General features: G+C 59.6%; 14 protein-coding genes. 5 read left to right on the top strand and 9 right to left on the bottom strand.

The genetic code is table 11. The features are described 5' to 3' along the window. Positions 1 to 7 precede the first annotated feature (7 nt). The 3 genes from RB216_RS05590 to RB216_RS05600 form a co-directional block, all read right to left on the bottom strand. A complete protein-coding gene (locus RB216_RS05590) occupies positions 8 to 763 on the bottom strand; it encodes a DeoR/GlpR family transcriptional regulator (RefSeq protein ID WP_025856881.1) in 756 nt (251 codons plus the stop codon). A gap of 83 nt (positions 764 to 846) precedes the next feature. Further along, entirely contained in the window at positions 847 to 2,352 is a 1,506-nt protein-coding gene (gene glpK, locus RB216_RS05595) for a glycerol kinase GlpK (RefSeq protein WP_028619055.1), read from the bottom strand. Positions 2,353 to 2,433: 81 nt separating this feature from the next. Further along, positions 2,434 to 3,291: an MIP/aquaporin family protein gene (locus tag RB216_RS05600; RefSeq protein WP_028619056.1), complete on the bottom strand. Its 858-nt coding sequence runs from the start codon at positions 3,289 to 3,291 to the stop codon at positions 2,434 to 2,436. Between the two features lie 327 nt (positions 3,292 to 3,618). On the opposite strand from RB216_RS05600, the gene ybaK reads away from it, so the two are divergent. Beyond that, the gene (gene ybaK / locus RB216_RS05605; RefSeq protein WP_028619057.1) at positions 3,619 to 4,089 is read left to right on the top strand and encodes a Cys-tRNA(Pro) deacylase; all 471 of its coding nucleotides are present in this window, start codon (positions 3,619 to 3,621) and stop codon (positions 4,087 to 4,089) included. A 7-nt stretch (positions 4,090 to 4,096) separates the two neighbouring features. Here the strand turns inward: ybaK and RB216_RS05610 are convergent, their stop codons facing one another. Together RB216_RS05610 and argF are read right to left on the bottom strand one after the other, a co-directional pair. After that, complete coding sequence (locus tag RB216_RS05610; RefSeq protein WP_308908401.1) at positions 4,097 to 5,203, bottom strand: ABC transporter ATP-binding protein; 1,107 nt, start codon at positions 5,201 to 5,203, stop codon at positions 4,097 to 4,099. Next, positions 5,200 to 6,120: an ornithine carbamoyltransferase gene (argF, locus tag RB216_RS05615; RefSeq protein ID WP_028619059.1), complete on the bottom strand. Its 921-nt coding sequence runs from the start codon at positions 6,118 to 6,120 to the stop codon at positions 5,200 to 5,202. The genes RB216_RS05610 and argF overlap by 4 nt, the downstream gene beginning before the upstream one ends. A 435-nt stretch (positions 6,121 to 6,555) precedes the next feature. Here argF and RB216_RS05620 point away from each other — a divergent pair, with 435 nt between their 5' ends. Together RB216_RS05620 and grxD are read left to right on the top strand one after the other, a co-directional pair. After that, positions 6,556 to 8,664, top strand: coding sequence for a molybdopterin oxidoreductase family protein (locus RB216_RS05620; protein ID WP_308908402.1), 2,109 nt, complete (start codon positions 6,556 to 6,558; stop codon positions 8,662 to 8,664). Between the two features lie 77 nt (positions 8,665 to 8,741). Then, positions 8,742 to 9,080 carry a Grx4 family monothiol glutaredoxin gene (grxD, locus tag RB216_RS05625; protein WP_028619061.1) on the top strand — a complete coding sequence of 113 codons (339 nt, stop codon included), beginning with the start codon at positions 8,742 to 8,744 and terminating at the stop codon, positions 9,078 to 9,080. A gap of 69 nt (positions 9,081 to 9,149) precedes the next feature. On the opposite strand, the gene bfr is transcribed toward grxD, so the two are convergent. Together bfr and RB216_RS05635 are read right to left on the bottom strand one after the other, a co-directional pair. Continuing rightward, positions 9,150 to 9,623, bottom strand: coding sequence for a bacterioferritin (bfr, locus tag RB216_RS05630; RefSeq protein ID WP_028619062.1), 474 nt, complete (start codon positions 9,621 to 9,623; stop codon positions 9,150 to 9,152). Between the two features lie 201 nt (positions 9,624 to 9,824). Next, complete coding sequence (locus RB216_RS05635) at positions 9,825 to 10,043, bottom strand: bacterioferritin-associated ferredoxin (RefSeq protein WP_308908403.1); 219 nt, start codon at positions 10,041 to 10,043, stop codon at positions 9,825 to 9,827. A 244-nt stretch (positions 10,044 to 10,287) separates the two neighbouring features. Here RB216_RS05635 and RB216_RS05640 point away from each other — a divergent pair, with 244 nt between their 5' ends. Further along, complete coding sequence (locus tag RB216_RS05640; RefSeq protein ID WP_003172097.1) at positions 10,288 to 10,890, top strand: peroxiredoxin; 603 nt, start codon at positions 10,288 to 10,290, stop codon at positions 10,888 to 10,890. Positions 10,891 to 10,955: 65 nt separating this feature from the next. Here the strand turns inward: RB216_RS05640 and rnt are convergent, their stop codons facing one another. Together rnt and pyrC are read right to left on the bottom strand one after the other, a co-directional pair. After that, a complete protein-coding gene (gene rnt / locus RB216_RS05645; RefSeq protein ID WP_010212742.1) occupies positions 10,956 to 11,627 on the bottom strand; it encodes a ribonuclease T in 672 nt (223 codons plus the stop codon). Continuing rightward, complete coding sequence (gene pyrC / locus RB216_RS05650) at positions 11,624 to 12,670, bottom strand: dihydroorotase (protein WP_028619063.1); 1,047 nt, start codon at positions 12,668 to 12,670, stop codon at positions 11,624 to 11,626. The genes rnt and pyrC overlap by 4 nt, the downstream gene beginning before the upstream one ends. 156 nt (positions 12,671 to 12,826) lie before the next feature. On the opposite strand from pyrC, the gene RB216_RS05655 reads away from it, so the two are divergent. Next, complete coding sequence (locus RB216_RS05655) at positions 12,827 to 13,735, top strand: flagellar protein MotY (protein WP_028619064.1); 909 nt, start codon at positions 12,827 to 12,829, stop codon at positions 13,733 to 13,735. Positions 13,736 to 13,860: the final 125 nt, after the last annotated feature.

Raw genomic sequence — 13,860 nt, forward strand, 5'->3', positions numbered from 1 at the left:
GGGGGTGTTACACGACTTCCAACCGAACCTTATGCTGGCTCAACAGCTGCACCAGCGCCGGCACTGGCTGCTGGTCGGTCACCAGGCAGTCCACCAAACTGATCGGGCCCAGGCGAATCATGGCGTTGCGCCCGAATTTGCTGGAGTCCGCCGCCAGGATCACCTGGCGTGCATTGGCGATAATCGCCTGGGATACGCGTACTTCCTGGTAATCAAAGTCCAGCAGACTGCCGTCTTCATCGATACCGCTGATACCCACCAACGCAAAGTCGACCTTGAACTGGTTGATGAAGTCGACACTCGCCTGGCCCACCACGCCACCGTCACGCCGCACGTTACCGCCGGTCAGCAGCACGTCAAAGTCGTCCTTGGCACTGAGCATGGTGGCGACGTTGAGGTTGTTGGTGATGATTTTCAGGTGATTGTGGTTGAGCAGCGCGCGAGCGATGGATTCGGTGGTGGTGCCGATATTGATGAACAGCGAGGCGTGATCGGGGATTTGCGCAGCGATGGCTTCGCCGATGCGCTGTTTCTCGTCGCGCATCTGGTCGGCGCGCATGGCGTAGGCGGTGTTCTCGACACTGGAGTCATAGGCCGCGCCGCCGTGGTAGCGGCGCAGCAGATTGGCGTCCGCCAGTTGGTTGATGTCGCGGCGGATGGTTTGCGGGGTGACAACGAATAGCTGCGCCATTTCCTCGATACTGACATAGCCGCGTTCGCGGACCAGTTCGAGGATTTGTTGTTGGCGGGGAGGCAGATTCATGGGGCGTCCTTTGGGCTGCCATACAAAAGTGGCCCATGATGACGCAGGAATCCGCTCCCTGCCAGTTACAACCGGACGTTGGCTTATTCAGCGCCTTCGTGGGGCTCCCAGTCACGGGTGCGGCTGACTGCTTTTTGCCAGCCGGCGTAGAGCTTCTCTTTGGCCGCTTCGTCCAGTTGTGGTTCGAATTCGCGCTCGATCACCGCCTTGCCGCGCAACTCGTCCAGGCTGCCCCAGAAGCCGCACGCCAGGCCAGCCAGGTAGGCCGCGCCGAGTGCAGTGGTTTCGCGCATTTGCGGGCGCTCGACCTGGGTGCCGAGGATGTCGGCCTGGAATTGCATCAGGAAGTTGTTGGCCACGGCGCCGCCGTCCACACGCAGGGCCTTGAGGCGTTCGCCGGAGTCCTGTTGCATGGCGTCGAGCACGTCGCGGGTCTGGTAGGCAATCGACTCCAGGGCTGCACGAATAATGTGATCCACGCGTACGCCACGGGTCAGGCCGAACAGTGCGCCACGGGCGTACGGGTCCCAGTACGGGGCGCCCAGGCCGGTGAAGGCCGGCACCAGATACACGCCGTTGCTGTCCTTGACCTTGCCGGCGAAGTATTCGGTGTCGGTGGCATCGGCGATGATCTTCAGCTCGTCACGCAGCCACTGCACAGTGGAACCGCCGTTGAACACTGCGCCTTCCAGGGCGTAAGCCACTTCGCCGCGCGGGCCGCAGGCGATAGTGGTGAGCATGCCGTGCTTGGATTTCACCGCCTTGTCGCCGGTGTTCATCAGCAGGAAGCAACCGGTGCCGTAGGTGTTCTTGGCTTGGCCGGCTTCGACGCACATTTGGCCGAACAGTGCCGCTTGCTGGTCACCGGCGATACCGCCGATGGCGATGCCGCTCTTGGTGCGGCCGTAGATTTCCGAGGAGGATTTGACTTCCGGCAGCATTTCGCGCGGTACGTCGAGGATCTCCAGCATCTTCGCGTCCCACTCCAGGGTGTGGATGTTGAAGAGCATGGTGCGCGAGGCGTTGGTGTAGTCGGTGACGTGGGTCTTGCCGCCAGTAAATTTCCAGATCAGCCAGCTGTCGATGGTGCCGAACAGCAGTTCGCCGTTGCGCGCACGCTCGCGGCTGCCTTCGACGTTGTCGAGGATCCACTTGAGCTTGGTGCCGGAGAAGTACGGGTCGGTGACCAGGCCAGTGGTCTCATTGATGTATTGCTCGTGGCCATCGCGCTTGAGCTGCTGGCAGATCTCGGTGCTACGGCGGCACTGCCAGACGATCGCGTTGTAGATCGGGCGACCGGTGACTTTGTCCCACACCACGGTGGTTTCACGCTGGTTGGTGATGCCGATGGCAGCAACCTGGTCATGGTGCAGGCCGGCCTGTGCCAGCGCTTCGACCATCACCGCACTCTGGGTGGCGAAGATTTCCATCGGGTCATGCTCGACCCAACCGGCTTGTGGGTAATGCTGAGTGAATTCACGCTGGGCGGTGCAGACCACGTTGGCGTCACGATCGAAGATGATCGCGCGGGAACTGGTGGTGCCCTGATCAAGGGCAATGATGTAGTTCTTATTCTGAATGTCGGTCATGTCGATTGCCTTGGACGGAAAATAAGGAAGTAAGGAATCAGCCGGGTCCGCAAAGAGGCAGTGGGGACCCGGCCGGCGGTATCAGGAAATACGCGTCTTGCCGTTGACAGCCGTGTCAGGTGTTTCTTCAGCTATAGCAGGTGCGGCGCTCGGCAGGTGGCGGGCGATCAGCCCGCGATAGGCCGCAGCACCGAGGCATGCACCCACAATCGGCGCGAAAATCGGCACCAGGAAGTAAGGAATATCGCGGCCGCCCGTAAAGGCCATTTCACCCCAGCCTGCGAAAAAGGTCATCAGCTTGGGCCCGAAATCCCGTGCCGGGTTCATCGCAAAGCCGGTCAACGGGCCCATGGCGCTGCCAATCACCGCGATCAGCAGGCCGATCAGCAGCGGGGCCAGCGGGCCGCGTGGCAAGCCGTTGTTGTCATCGGTGAGGGCCATGATCACGCCCATCAGGATTGCTGTAATGACCATTTCCACCAGGAACGCCTGAGCGGTGCTCAACAGCGCATGGGGGTAGGTGGAGAACACCGACGCCAATTCCAGGCTGGCCTGGGATCCGCGCACCATGTGGTGGGTTTGTTCGTAATCGAAAAACAGGTTGCTGTAGAGCGTGTACACCAGGGCCGCCGAGCAAAAGGCGCCGGCGATCTGGGCGAGGATATAGAAGGGCAGTTTGCGCTTGTCGAAGTCAGCGAAAATACACAGCGCGATGCTGACGGCCGGGTTGAGGTGGGCCCCGGATATCCCGGCGCTCAGGTAGATCGCCATGCTGACGCCGACCCCCCAGATGATACTGATCTCCCACAAGCCAAAGCTGGCACCCGCGACCTTGAGCGCAGCGACACATCCTGTACCGAAGAAGATCAGAAGCGCAGTCCCCAGGAATTCGGCCATGCATTGGCTCGAAAGTGAAGGCTGTTGAAGAGCAGTTGTCATGGAAAACCTCAGTTGTTGTTCTTGTCTGGCGCACAACCTCAACGGATTGTTGCGCGATTTTCACCGTGGCAAGGATCCCCATCCCGGTCGCGGCTTACTGCTTCAATACTGCGGGTCTATTCCTACAGTATTCGGAAACGAAAAAATATAGACAAGAATGACGGCTGTCAAAGGTCGAAAGTGAACTGTCAGTCACTTTCAAACTATTGGTCTGGTGAATGATCACGCTTCTCACAATGCGCGCGCACCTTAAGAGTGGGCGGGCTAGAGCGTTTTGTGTGGGCTTGGCCTAGAATTGGCCATCTGTTTGCCACGCCCGGAGACGTCATGACCCCCGCATTGGACCTGTTGAAAAAAGTTCGCGCCGAACATCGTATTCACAGTTATGAACACGACCCCAAGGCGGCGTCCTATGGGCTGGAGGCCGCGGAAAAATTGGGCCTCGACCCGGCGCAGGTGTTCAAGACCTTGTTGGCGAGCAGCGAGAAGGGCGAATTGTTGGTGGCGGTGGTGCCGGTCGTCGGAAGTCTGGACCTGAAGGCCCTGGCTCATGCGGCAGGCGTCAAGAAAGTCGAAATGGCCGACCCGGCGGCGGCGCAGCGTTCGACCGGTTACCTGCTGGGCGGCATCAGCCCGTTGGGGCAAAAGAAACGCCTGCGCACGTTTATCGATGCAACGGCGCAACCCTTCGCAACGATTTTTGTAAGTGCGGGGAGAAGGGGCTTGGAAGTTGAATTGCCGGCGGCTGTGCTGGCTGAACATACCCAGGCCAAATTCGCAGAAATTGGCCGGGCATGACCGGGCGTTATACCGGGCTGTAGCGTCTCACGCCGGATTCGACTTGAGGGATCTGCGCGGCGGTGCTGCCTGAGGCCTGGAACAGCACCAAATGTTCGGCGGCCACACGGATCCCCACATCCGCGCCGACCTGATGGTCGGCATGGCTCGGGAAAATCGACTCCAATTGCGCGCCGGTCGGCAGTTGCAGGCGGTACAAGGTCGATGCGCCGAGAAAGGTCTTGCCGACGATCCGTGCTTTCAACGCGCTGTCCGGTGCGTAGACGATGTCATCCGGGCGCAGCAACACGTCCACCGCACCGCCGGTAGGCCAGGTGTAGGCGCGGTTGCCGCGCAATTCACCCAGTTCGGTACTGACCGATTCCGGCGAACTCAATTGGCCACGGATGAAGTAACCCTGGCCGATAAAGCTGGCGACATAGGGCGTCTGCGGTTCGTGATAGAGGTTGTAGGGTGTGTCCCACTGCTCCAGACGACCCTCCTTGAAAACCCCGACCTGGTCGCTGACTGCAAAGGCTTCTTCCTGGTCATGGGTCACCAGGATCGCACTGGTGCCGCGTGCCTTGAGGATGTCGCGCACCTCATGGCTGAGCTTGCGGCGCAGCTCGCCGTCCAGGTTGGAGAAGGGTTCATCCAGCAACAACAGGGCCGGCTCCGGCGCCAACGCGCGGGCGAGGGCGACGCGTTGTTGCTGGCCGCCGGAAAGCTCATGGGGAAAGCGCTCGCCCAGGTTCTTCAGGTTGACCAGCTCCAGCAACTCAGCCACCACGCGGTCTTTCTGCGGATGCTTGCGAATACCGAAGGCAATGTTGTCGGCCACGCTCAAATGAGGAAACAGTGCGTAGTCCTGGAACACCATCCCGATACGACGTTTCTCTGGTGCCAGTGTGAAACCGGCACTGGAGATCACTTCGCCCGCCAGGCTGATCTCGCCATCGTGCACCGGCTCGAACCCGGCAATCGCACGTAACGTGGTGGTCTTGCCGCAACCCGAGGAGCCCAGCAGGCAGCCGATGTCGCCGGCGTTGAGGTGCAGGTTGAGGTTCTGTACCACCCGTTGATCTTGATAGCCGCATGCCAGGTTGCGCAGGTTCAGCAGTAATGAATGGCTCATGCGTGGTGGTACGACGGCGGGACGAGAAATTCGAGCAGGGCTTTTTGCGCATGCAGGCGGTTTTCAGCCTGGTCCCAGGCGACCGAGCGTGGGTCGTCGAGCAGGTCGGTGCTGATCTCTTCGCCACGGTGGGCCGGCAGGCAGTGCATGAACAGCACGTCTGGCGCGGCCAGGTCGAGCAGGGCGCGGGTCACCTGGTACGGGGCGAACAGGGCCAGGCGCTTGGCGGTTTCCTCTTCCTGGCCCATGGAGGTCCAGACGTCAGTGCTCACCAGGTGCGCGCCGATCACCGCGTCACGCGGGTCGCGCACCAGGGTCACGCGGTCGCCGGCCAGGGCCAGGAAGCGCGCGTCAGGCTCGTAGCCTTCCGGGCAGGCAACGCGCAGTTGGAAATCGAACTGGATCGCGGCTTCTATATAGCTGTTGCACATGTTGTTGCCGTCGCCGATCCAGGCCACGGTCTTACCCTGGATCGAGCCGCGGTGCTCAAGGAAGGTCTGCATGTCGGCCAGCAACTGGCACGGGTGCAGGTCGTCGGACAGGCCGTTGATCACCGGCACGCGGGAGTTCGCGGAAAATTCGGTCACGGTGCTGTGGGCAAAGGTACGGATCATCACGGCGTCGAGCATGCTCGACATCACCTTTGCACTGTCGGCGATCGGCTCGCCACGCCCCAGTTGGGTGTCACGCGAGGACAAGAAGATGGCTTGGCCACCCAATTGGATCATGCCGGCTTCGAATGACACGCGGGTGCGGGTCGACGACTTCTCGAAGATCATGCCGAGCACGCGGTTTTTCAAAGGCTCGAACAGTACGCCGCGGTTACGCAGGTCTTTAAGCTCAATGCCTCGACGGATCACGCTGACCAGCTCTTCGGGCGTGCAATCCATCAGGGAGAGAAAGTGCCTTGCGCTCATCATTAACTACCTTTTTGCAACAGACCGCAGATACTCAAAGCCTTGTTTATTGTGACAACGGGCGAGACCTGCGGCGAAAGCCGCACGGGGCGACGAAATAGGGGAAGGCGCGATCTTATAATTAAATGTCGCGTCTTACCAATAGGGCTACGGTTTTTAAGGGTGTTCAAGCAGGGCGCCGGGGCGCTTTTGAAGACTATTTCCAGACAGCAGCGAGCCATTTGTACACTGGCGCCGAGACCTTTTGCAACGTGCGGGGGCGGGCGCAGGCCAGGCTGCGTCGGTTTCAGAGGCGGTATGCAGGCTTTTGAAACATTTGCTCACGCTTGTCCATGGCCTGGCCTGATGCAGGCCGATTCACGGGACGAACATTGGTGGCGCCCCCGCCGGTCTCGACCCATAGTGGGATCAAAGCCCTTATAAAAGAGACTGGCCATGACCAAGACTCTCCACCACCGTGCCTGCCACCTGTGTGAAGCCATTTGTGGCCTGACCCTGGAAACCACCCAAGCCGAGGACGGTAGCCTGGCGATTACCTCGATCAAGGGCGACGCTCAGGACAGCTTCAGCCGTGGGCATATCTGCCCCAAGGCCGTCGCGTTGCAGGATATCCAGAACGATCCCGACCGCCTGCATCAACCCATGTTGCGGGTCGGTAGCGAATGGCAGCCGATTGCGTGGGAAGACGCCTTCGCGCTTGTAGCCGAGCGGTTGTCAGGCATCCAGGCGCAGCATGGGCAGAATGCGGTGGCGGTGTACCAGGGCAACCCCAGCGTGCACAACTATGGGTTGATGACCCACAGCAACTACTTCCTGGGCCAGTTGAAGACGCGCAATCGGTTTTCCGCGACGTCTGTGGACCAGTTGCCCCATCACCTCACCAGCTACCTCATGTACGGCCACGGCCTGTTGCTGCCGATCCCGGACATCGATCACACCGATTTCATGCTGATCCTGGGGGGCAATCCGCTCGCGTCCAACGGCAGCATCATGACCGTGCCCGACGTGGAGAAGCGCCTCAAGGCGATCCAGGCGCGGGGCGGCAAAGTGGTGGTAATCGACCCGCGGCGCAGTGAAACGGCGGCGATGGCCGACCAGCATCTGTTCGTGCGTCCAGGCGGTGATGCGGCGTTGTTGTTCGGCGTGCTCAACACCTTGTTCAGCGAGAACCTGACCCGCGACAGCCATTTACCGATTGAAGGCCTTGAGGACGTACGGCGCGCCATCGCTGGGTTTACCGCCGAGGCTATGAGCCGCCAATGTGCGGTGCCTGCCGAGCAGATCCGCCAGTTGGCACTGGACTTTGCTGCAGCCGACAAAGCCGTGTGCTATGGGCGCATGGGCGTGTCGACCCAGGCATTCGGCACGCTGTGCCATTGGCTGGTGCAGTTGATCAACCTGGTGACTGGCAACCTGGACCGCGTCGGAGGCGCGTTGTGCACCACGCCGGCGGTGGACCTGGTGGCGTCGACCGGTGGAGGGCATTTCAATCGCTGGCAGAGTCGGGTTTCCGGGCGTCCGGAGTACGGTGGCGAGTTGCCTGTGTCGGCCTTGGCTGAGGAAATGCTCACCGAGGGTGAAGGACAAATCCGTGCATTGGTCACGGTGGCAGGTAATCCCGTGTTGTCGACGCCGAACGGCCGGCAATTGGAACAGGCCCTCGATGGGCTGGAGTTCATGGTCAGCATCGACCTCTATATCAACGAAACCACGCGCTATGCCGACCTGATCCTGCCGTCTACGTCGGCGCTGGAAAACGATCATTACGACACCACCTTCAATATGTTTGCGGTGCGTAACGTCACCCGCTTCAATCGGGCGATCTTGCCCAAGCCTGCGGGCGCGCTGCATGACTGGGAGATTTTTGTCGGCCTGGCCAAAGCCTTCGCTGCTCACAATGGTGTCGCGCTCAAGCCGACGATGCCCCCTGCGCAAATGATTGATTTCGGTCTGCGCGCGGGCGCCTACGGTGATGCATCCAGCCACAAGTTGTCGGTGGCCATGCTGGCGGATCATCCCCACGGCGTGGACTTAGGGCCTCTGCAACCCAACCTTTCAGCGCGTTTGAAAACCGCTGATGGCAAGGTGCAAGCGGCGCCGCCAGTGATCCTTGCCGACCTGGTGCGTTTTGCCGCACAACCGATGCCTGTCGATGACGAACTGCTGCTGATCGGTCGTCGCCATGTGCGCAGTAATAATTCCTGGATGCATAACTATCACCGGCTGGTGAAGGGCAAGCCGCGCCATCAATTGCTGATGCATCCGGACGATCTGGCCAGTCGTCAATTGAGCGATGGCCAGCGGGTCCGTGTCAGCTCGCGCATCGGCATGATCGAAGTGGAAGTGGTGGCCAGCCTGGACATGATGCCCGGCGTGGTCAGTCTGCCCCATGGTTGGGGTCACGGACGGCCGGGAGTAAAGATGACCATCGCCAGTGGACAGCCAGGGGCGAGTGCCAATGATTTGACCGACGAACGGCAGCTGGACGAGCTATCGGGCAATGCAGCGCTCAATGGCGTGCCGGTGCAGGTAGCAGCCGCCTGAGCACCAGGCTGGAATTTTGCGTTACAATGCGCCACCGTGCCGACCTGTGAGTCGCAAAGTTCCAGCCGAGGTGTTCCATGGATATCATCGAAACGATCAAAGAGCAGATTGCCAACAACACCATTCTGCTTTACATGAAGGGCGCGCCAAACGCTCCTCAGTGCGGTTTCTCCGCGAAGGCGTCCCAGGCCATCATGGCGTGCGGCGAAAAATTCGCTTACGTGGATATCCTGCAAAACCCTGAAATCCGCGCCAACCTGCCGAAGTACGCCAACTGGCCGACCTTCCCACAACTGTGGGTTGCCGGTGAGCTGGTCGGCGGTAGCGACATCATCACTGAAATGGCCGCAGACGGTTCGTTGCAGTCGTTGATCAAAGATGCAGCGGAAAAAGCGGCAGCCAAGACTGAAGCTTGATCCGGACGCAATAAAAAGCCCCGCTTCTCGTGAGAGAGCGGGGCTTTTTTGTACCTGCGAGCTGGGAGCTTATTCTTCGCCCATCTGCGATTGCAGGTAGTTTTCCAGGCTGACTTTGTCGATCAGGCCCAGTTGGGTCTCCAGCCAGTCGATGTGTTCTTCCTGGTCTTCGAGGATGTCTTCCAGCAGTTCGCGGCTGCCGAAGTCACCTTTGCTTTCGCAGTGAGCGATGGCGGCCTTGAGGTCGCTGTGGCTCTTGTGTTCGAACTTCAGGTCGCTGCTGATCATTTCCTGGGTGTGCTCGCCGATGTTCAGCTTGCCCAGGTCCTGTACGTTCGGCAGGCCTTCCAGGAACAGGATGCGCTTGATCAGTGCGTCCGCATCTTTCATGGCCTTGATGGATTCTTTGTATTCGCGCTTGCCCAGCTTTTCCAGGCCCCAATCGTCATACATGCGCGCATGCAGAAAGTACTGATTGATCGCGACCAGTTCATTGGCAAGGATTTTGTTGAGTTGCTGGATGACTGAGATGTCGCCTTTCATGACTGGGGTCCTGCCCTGTAATAGCTGTGTATAAGGCGGAGTTTGAGCGGCGAATTCCCTAGTGTCAAACCTAAGTTATTGAATAATAAATGAAAATTAATCGGAATAAGAATGTTTGTGTTCCGCGTCTTGACGCTAACTAATTGAATTGCTGGCATAAAAAAACCGGACACTAAGTCCGGTTCTTTAAAACACGCCCAATCAGGCGTGTGTAAATTCTGCTGAATAGGGGAGCGCGGCCTGGACTGTCTGCAGCTGCGTCAGGGTTTCCCGTACCACTTGCTTGGCGAGGCAAGCGCATTTACCGCACTGGCTGGCAACGCCGGTGGTTTCACGCACTTCCTTGTAGCTGCAGCAACCTTCATAGATTGCTTCGCGGATTTGTCCGTCGGTGACGCCAGTACAGAGGCACACATACATAAGGGAGAACCGTCGCGGGTTTAAGGCTTAAGTGCGATGGATCTTAATGTTAACGAGAATGATTGTCAAAGTAGATTCGTAGGGTATTTGCTGGCACCGCGCCCGCACTGACGAACGGTTTTTTCAGTGTATGATGGTCGGTCTTCACGAAGCGTGACTGCGTCACAGGGCTGTCGCTTATTAACGGCAGACTCGAGGCCGGTCCTTTTACTTCAATCGTCACCTCTACATCAGGAGATACCCAATGAGCGTACTCGTCGGCAAACAAGCCCCGGATTTCGACGTCCCAGCCGTCCTCGGCAATGGCGAAATCGTAGACAGCTTCAAACTGTCTGAAGCCATCAAAGGCAAATACGGCCTGGTGTTCTTCTACCCGCTGGACTTCACCTTCGTCTGCCCTTCGGAGCTGATCGCTCTGGACCACCGCATGGACGATTTCAAGGCGCGCAACGTTGAAGTGGTCGCTGTTTCCATCGACTCCCATTTCACCCACAACGCCTGGCGCAACACCGCCATCAATGATGGTGGCATCGGCAAAGTCAAATACACCATGGCTGCTGACATGAAGCACGACATCGCCAAGGCCTACGACGTTGAGTCTGAAGGCGGCGTGGCCTTCCGTGGTGCTTTCCTGATCGATGACAAGGGCGTTGTCCGCTCCCAGATCATCAACGACCTGCCACTGGGTCGTAACATGGAAGAGCTGATCCGCCTGGTCGACGCCCTGCAATTCCACGAAGAGCACGGCGAAGTCTGCCCAGCCAACTGGAAAAAAGGCGACAAAGGCATGAACGCTTCGCCAGAAGGCGTTGCGGCTTACCTGACCGAGAACGCTGGCAAGCTGTAAGCCAGGTTCGAGGTACAAAAAAACCGGCCTGAGAAGGCCGGTTTTTTTATGCGCGGCATATGACCTCAATCATTGAAGTCTTCCCAGCCGCCCATGTCTTTCCAGCGGTTGACGATGCCGCAGAACAGCTCGGCGGTTTTCTCGGTGTCGTAGCGAGCCGAGTGAGCCTCACGCCCGTCAAAGTCAATACCGGCGGCCTGGCAGGCTTTCGCCAACACGGTCTGGCCATACGCCAGGCCGGCGAGGGTGGCCGTGTCGAAGCTAGAGAACGGGTGGAACGGGTTGCGCTTCATGTCCAACCGCGCCACGGCGGCGTTCAGGAAACCCAGGTCGAAACTGCTGTTGTGGCCGACCAGGATCGCGCGTTTGCAGCCATTGGCCTTCAACGCCTTGCGCACACCACGGAAGATATCGGTCAGCGCCGCTTCTTCACTCACCGCCATGCGCAGTGGGTGATCAAGCTTGATGCCCGTGAATTCCAAAGCGGCGGCTTCGATATTCGCGCCTTCAAACGGTTCGACGCGGAAGAAGTGGGTGTGTTCCGGGAACACAAAACCCTGCTCGTCCATGCCGATGGTGGTTGCGGCGATTTCCAGCAATGCGTCGGTGGCGCAATTGAAGCCACCGGTTTCTACGTCGATGACAACCGGCAGATAGCCGCGAAACCGCTCGGCCATCGGGTGACGCGAACCGCCACCACTGTGCTCGTGTTCGTCATCGTAATGGTCTTCACTCACTTGCTTTCCTCCAGCAGGCGCCAGCGCAGTGTTTCACCGGCGCGCAGCGGGATGACAGTCAGCTCGCCAAACGGCAGGCTGGCAGGGGCGGTCCAGTCTTCACGGACCAGGGTGATGCGGTCAGTATTCGCCGGCAGGCCGTAGAAACGCGGGCCGTTGAGGCTGGCGAAGCCTTCGAGCTTGTCCAGGGCGTTACGCTGTTCGAACGCTTCGGCATACAACTCGATCGCTGCATAGGCGGTGTAGCAACCGGCACAGCCACACGCCGCTTCCTTAGCGTGCTGGGCATGAGGCGCGGAGTCGGTGCCGAGGAAGAACTTCGGATTGCCGCTGGTCGCTGCATCCAGCAAGGCCACCTGGTGGGTGTTGCGCTTGAGGATCGGCAGGCAATAGAAGTGCGGCCGAATCCCGCCCACCAGCATGTGGTTGCGGTTGTATAGCAAGTGATGCGCGGTGATGGTCGCGCCGACGTTGGCGGAGGCCTCGCTGACGAACTGCACCGCATCGGCTGTGGTGATGTGTTCGAACACCACCTTGAGGGTCGGGAACAGCTCGACCACACGGCGCATATGCTCGTCGATGAAGATCTTCTCACGGTCGAAGACATCCACGTCGCCACGGGTGACTTCACCGTGGATCAACAGCGGCATGCCGACTTCGGCCATGGCTTCGATGGCCGGCAGGATCTTGTCGATACTGGTCACGCCGGAATCGGAGTTGGTGGTCGCGCCGGCCGGGTACAGCTTGGCGGCGTGCACGAAGCCGCTGGCCTTGGCCTCTCGAATCTCTTCGGGCTGGGTGCGGTCGGTGAGGTAGAGCACCATCAACGGTTCGAAGCGGCTGCCGGCCGGTCGTGCAGCGAGGATACGCTGGCGATAGGCATCGGCTTGCTCGGCGTTACGCACCGGAGGTACCAGGTTAGGCATGATGATGGCGCGGCCAAACGTGCGCGCGACATCGGCCACGGTGTGGGGTAACGCAGCACCATCGCGAAGATGAATATGCCAGTCGTCGGGACGCAGCAGGGTCAGGCGGTCGGACATTGGGGATTCCAGGCGGGTCAATCTGGTGGGAATGCTACCGGAAAAGACGCTTTCAGGCACTCGCTATCAAGTTTTGCAGGATGCAACCGATAGCCTTTGGTATGCCTTATCGATGTATGACGCTTTGAAGTGTTGTAGAAACCAGTGGAGCCTCACGTGCGCCAGCAATATCTAGCCCTGCTCAGTGTGTTCGCCAGCCTGCCTGCGATGGCCCTCACGTTCCAGACACGTCTGGAGAATATTGAGTGGAAGGTGGAAGGCGACCAGTTCGAGTGCCGCTTGACCCAGCCAATCACCGATTTCGGTTCGGGTGAGTTCGTGCGCCGGGCCGGAGAGCAGGCGACATTTCGTCTGAAAGCCTACAACGGCTCGCTGGGAGCCGGTTCGGCCACGTTGCTGGCCGCCGCTGCGCCGTGGCAGCCGGGGCGAGGCGATATCAACCTCGGCGCCGTGCGTGCCGGCAGTGGCGATGTACTGTTCAACAGCTCCCAGGCCCAGGCCGGGCGCCTGTTCAATGGCTTGCTGGAAGGGCGCAGCCCGACCGTGCGGCACTATGGGCGTGAAGGCGGCTATTCGGAAATCCGGCTGCTGCCGGTTAAATTCAACAAGGCCTACAACGATTACCAGCTGTGCACCGCCAAGCTGTTGCCGATGAATTATGACCAGGTCAAACAGACTGAAGTCGGTTTCCCGGGGGGCGGAATCGAGCTGGACGCGGTCGCCAAGAAGAAACTCGACGTGATTCTCGCGTTCATGAAAGCCGACCCCACCGTCAACCATATCGAGTTGAACGGTCATTCGGACAACAGCGGCAACCGACTCACCAACCGCGACGTCTCGCGCCGTCGCGGCCTGGCGGTCATGGACTACTTCAAGGCCAACGGTATCCCGGAATCGCAGATCACCCTGCGTTTCCACGGCGAAAGCTACCCATTGGCGCCCAACACCAATGCGGCCAACCGGGCACGCAACCGCCGCGTGAATATTCAGCTAGAGCGCGTGGCTGCCCCCGAGAAACCGGCCCCCACGGCCACCGGCCCAAGCAACCCCGCGCACACCTCCTAAGGTGCGACCCTCGGTCGCCCGTTCGACATAATCTGTCGCTTTATCTTCATTTGCTGTCGCGCCCCTGTAAATTCGCGGTTTTGGTCGGTAGAATCGACGCCTTTCCGTACAACCCCGTGGAGTGA

Source organism: Pseudomonas canadensis, assembly GCF_030980095.1.
Classification (GTDB): Bacteria; Pseudomonadota; Gammaproteobacteria; order Pseudomonadales; family Pseudomonadaceae; genus Aquipseudomonas; species Aquipseudomonas canadensis.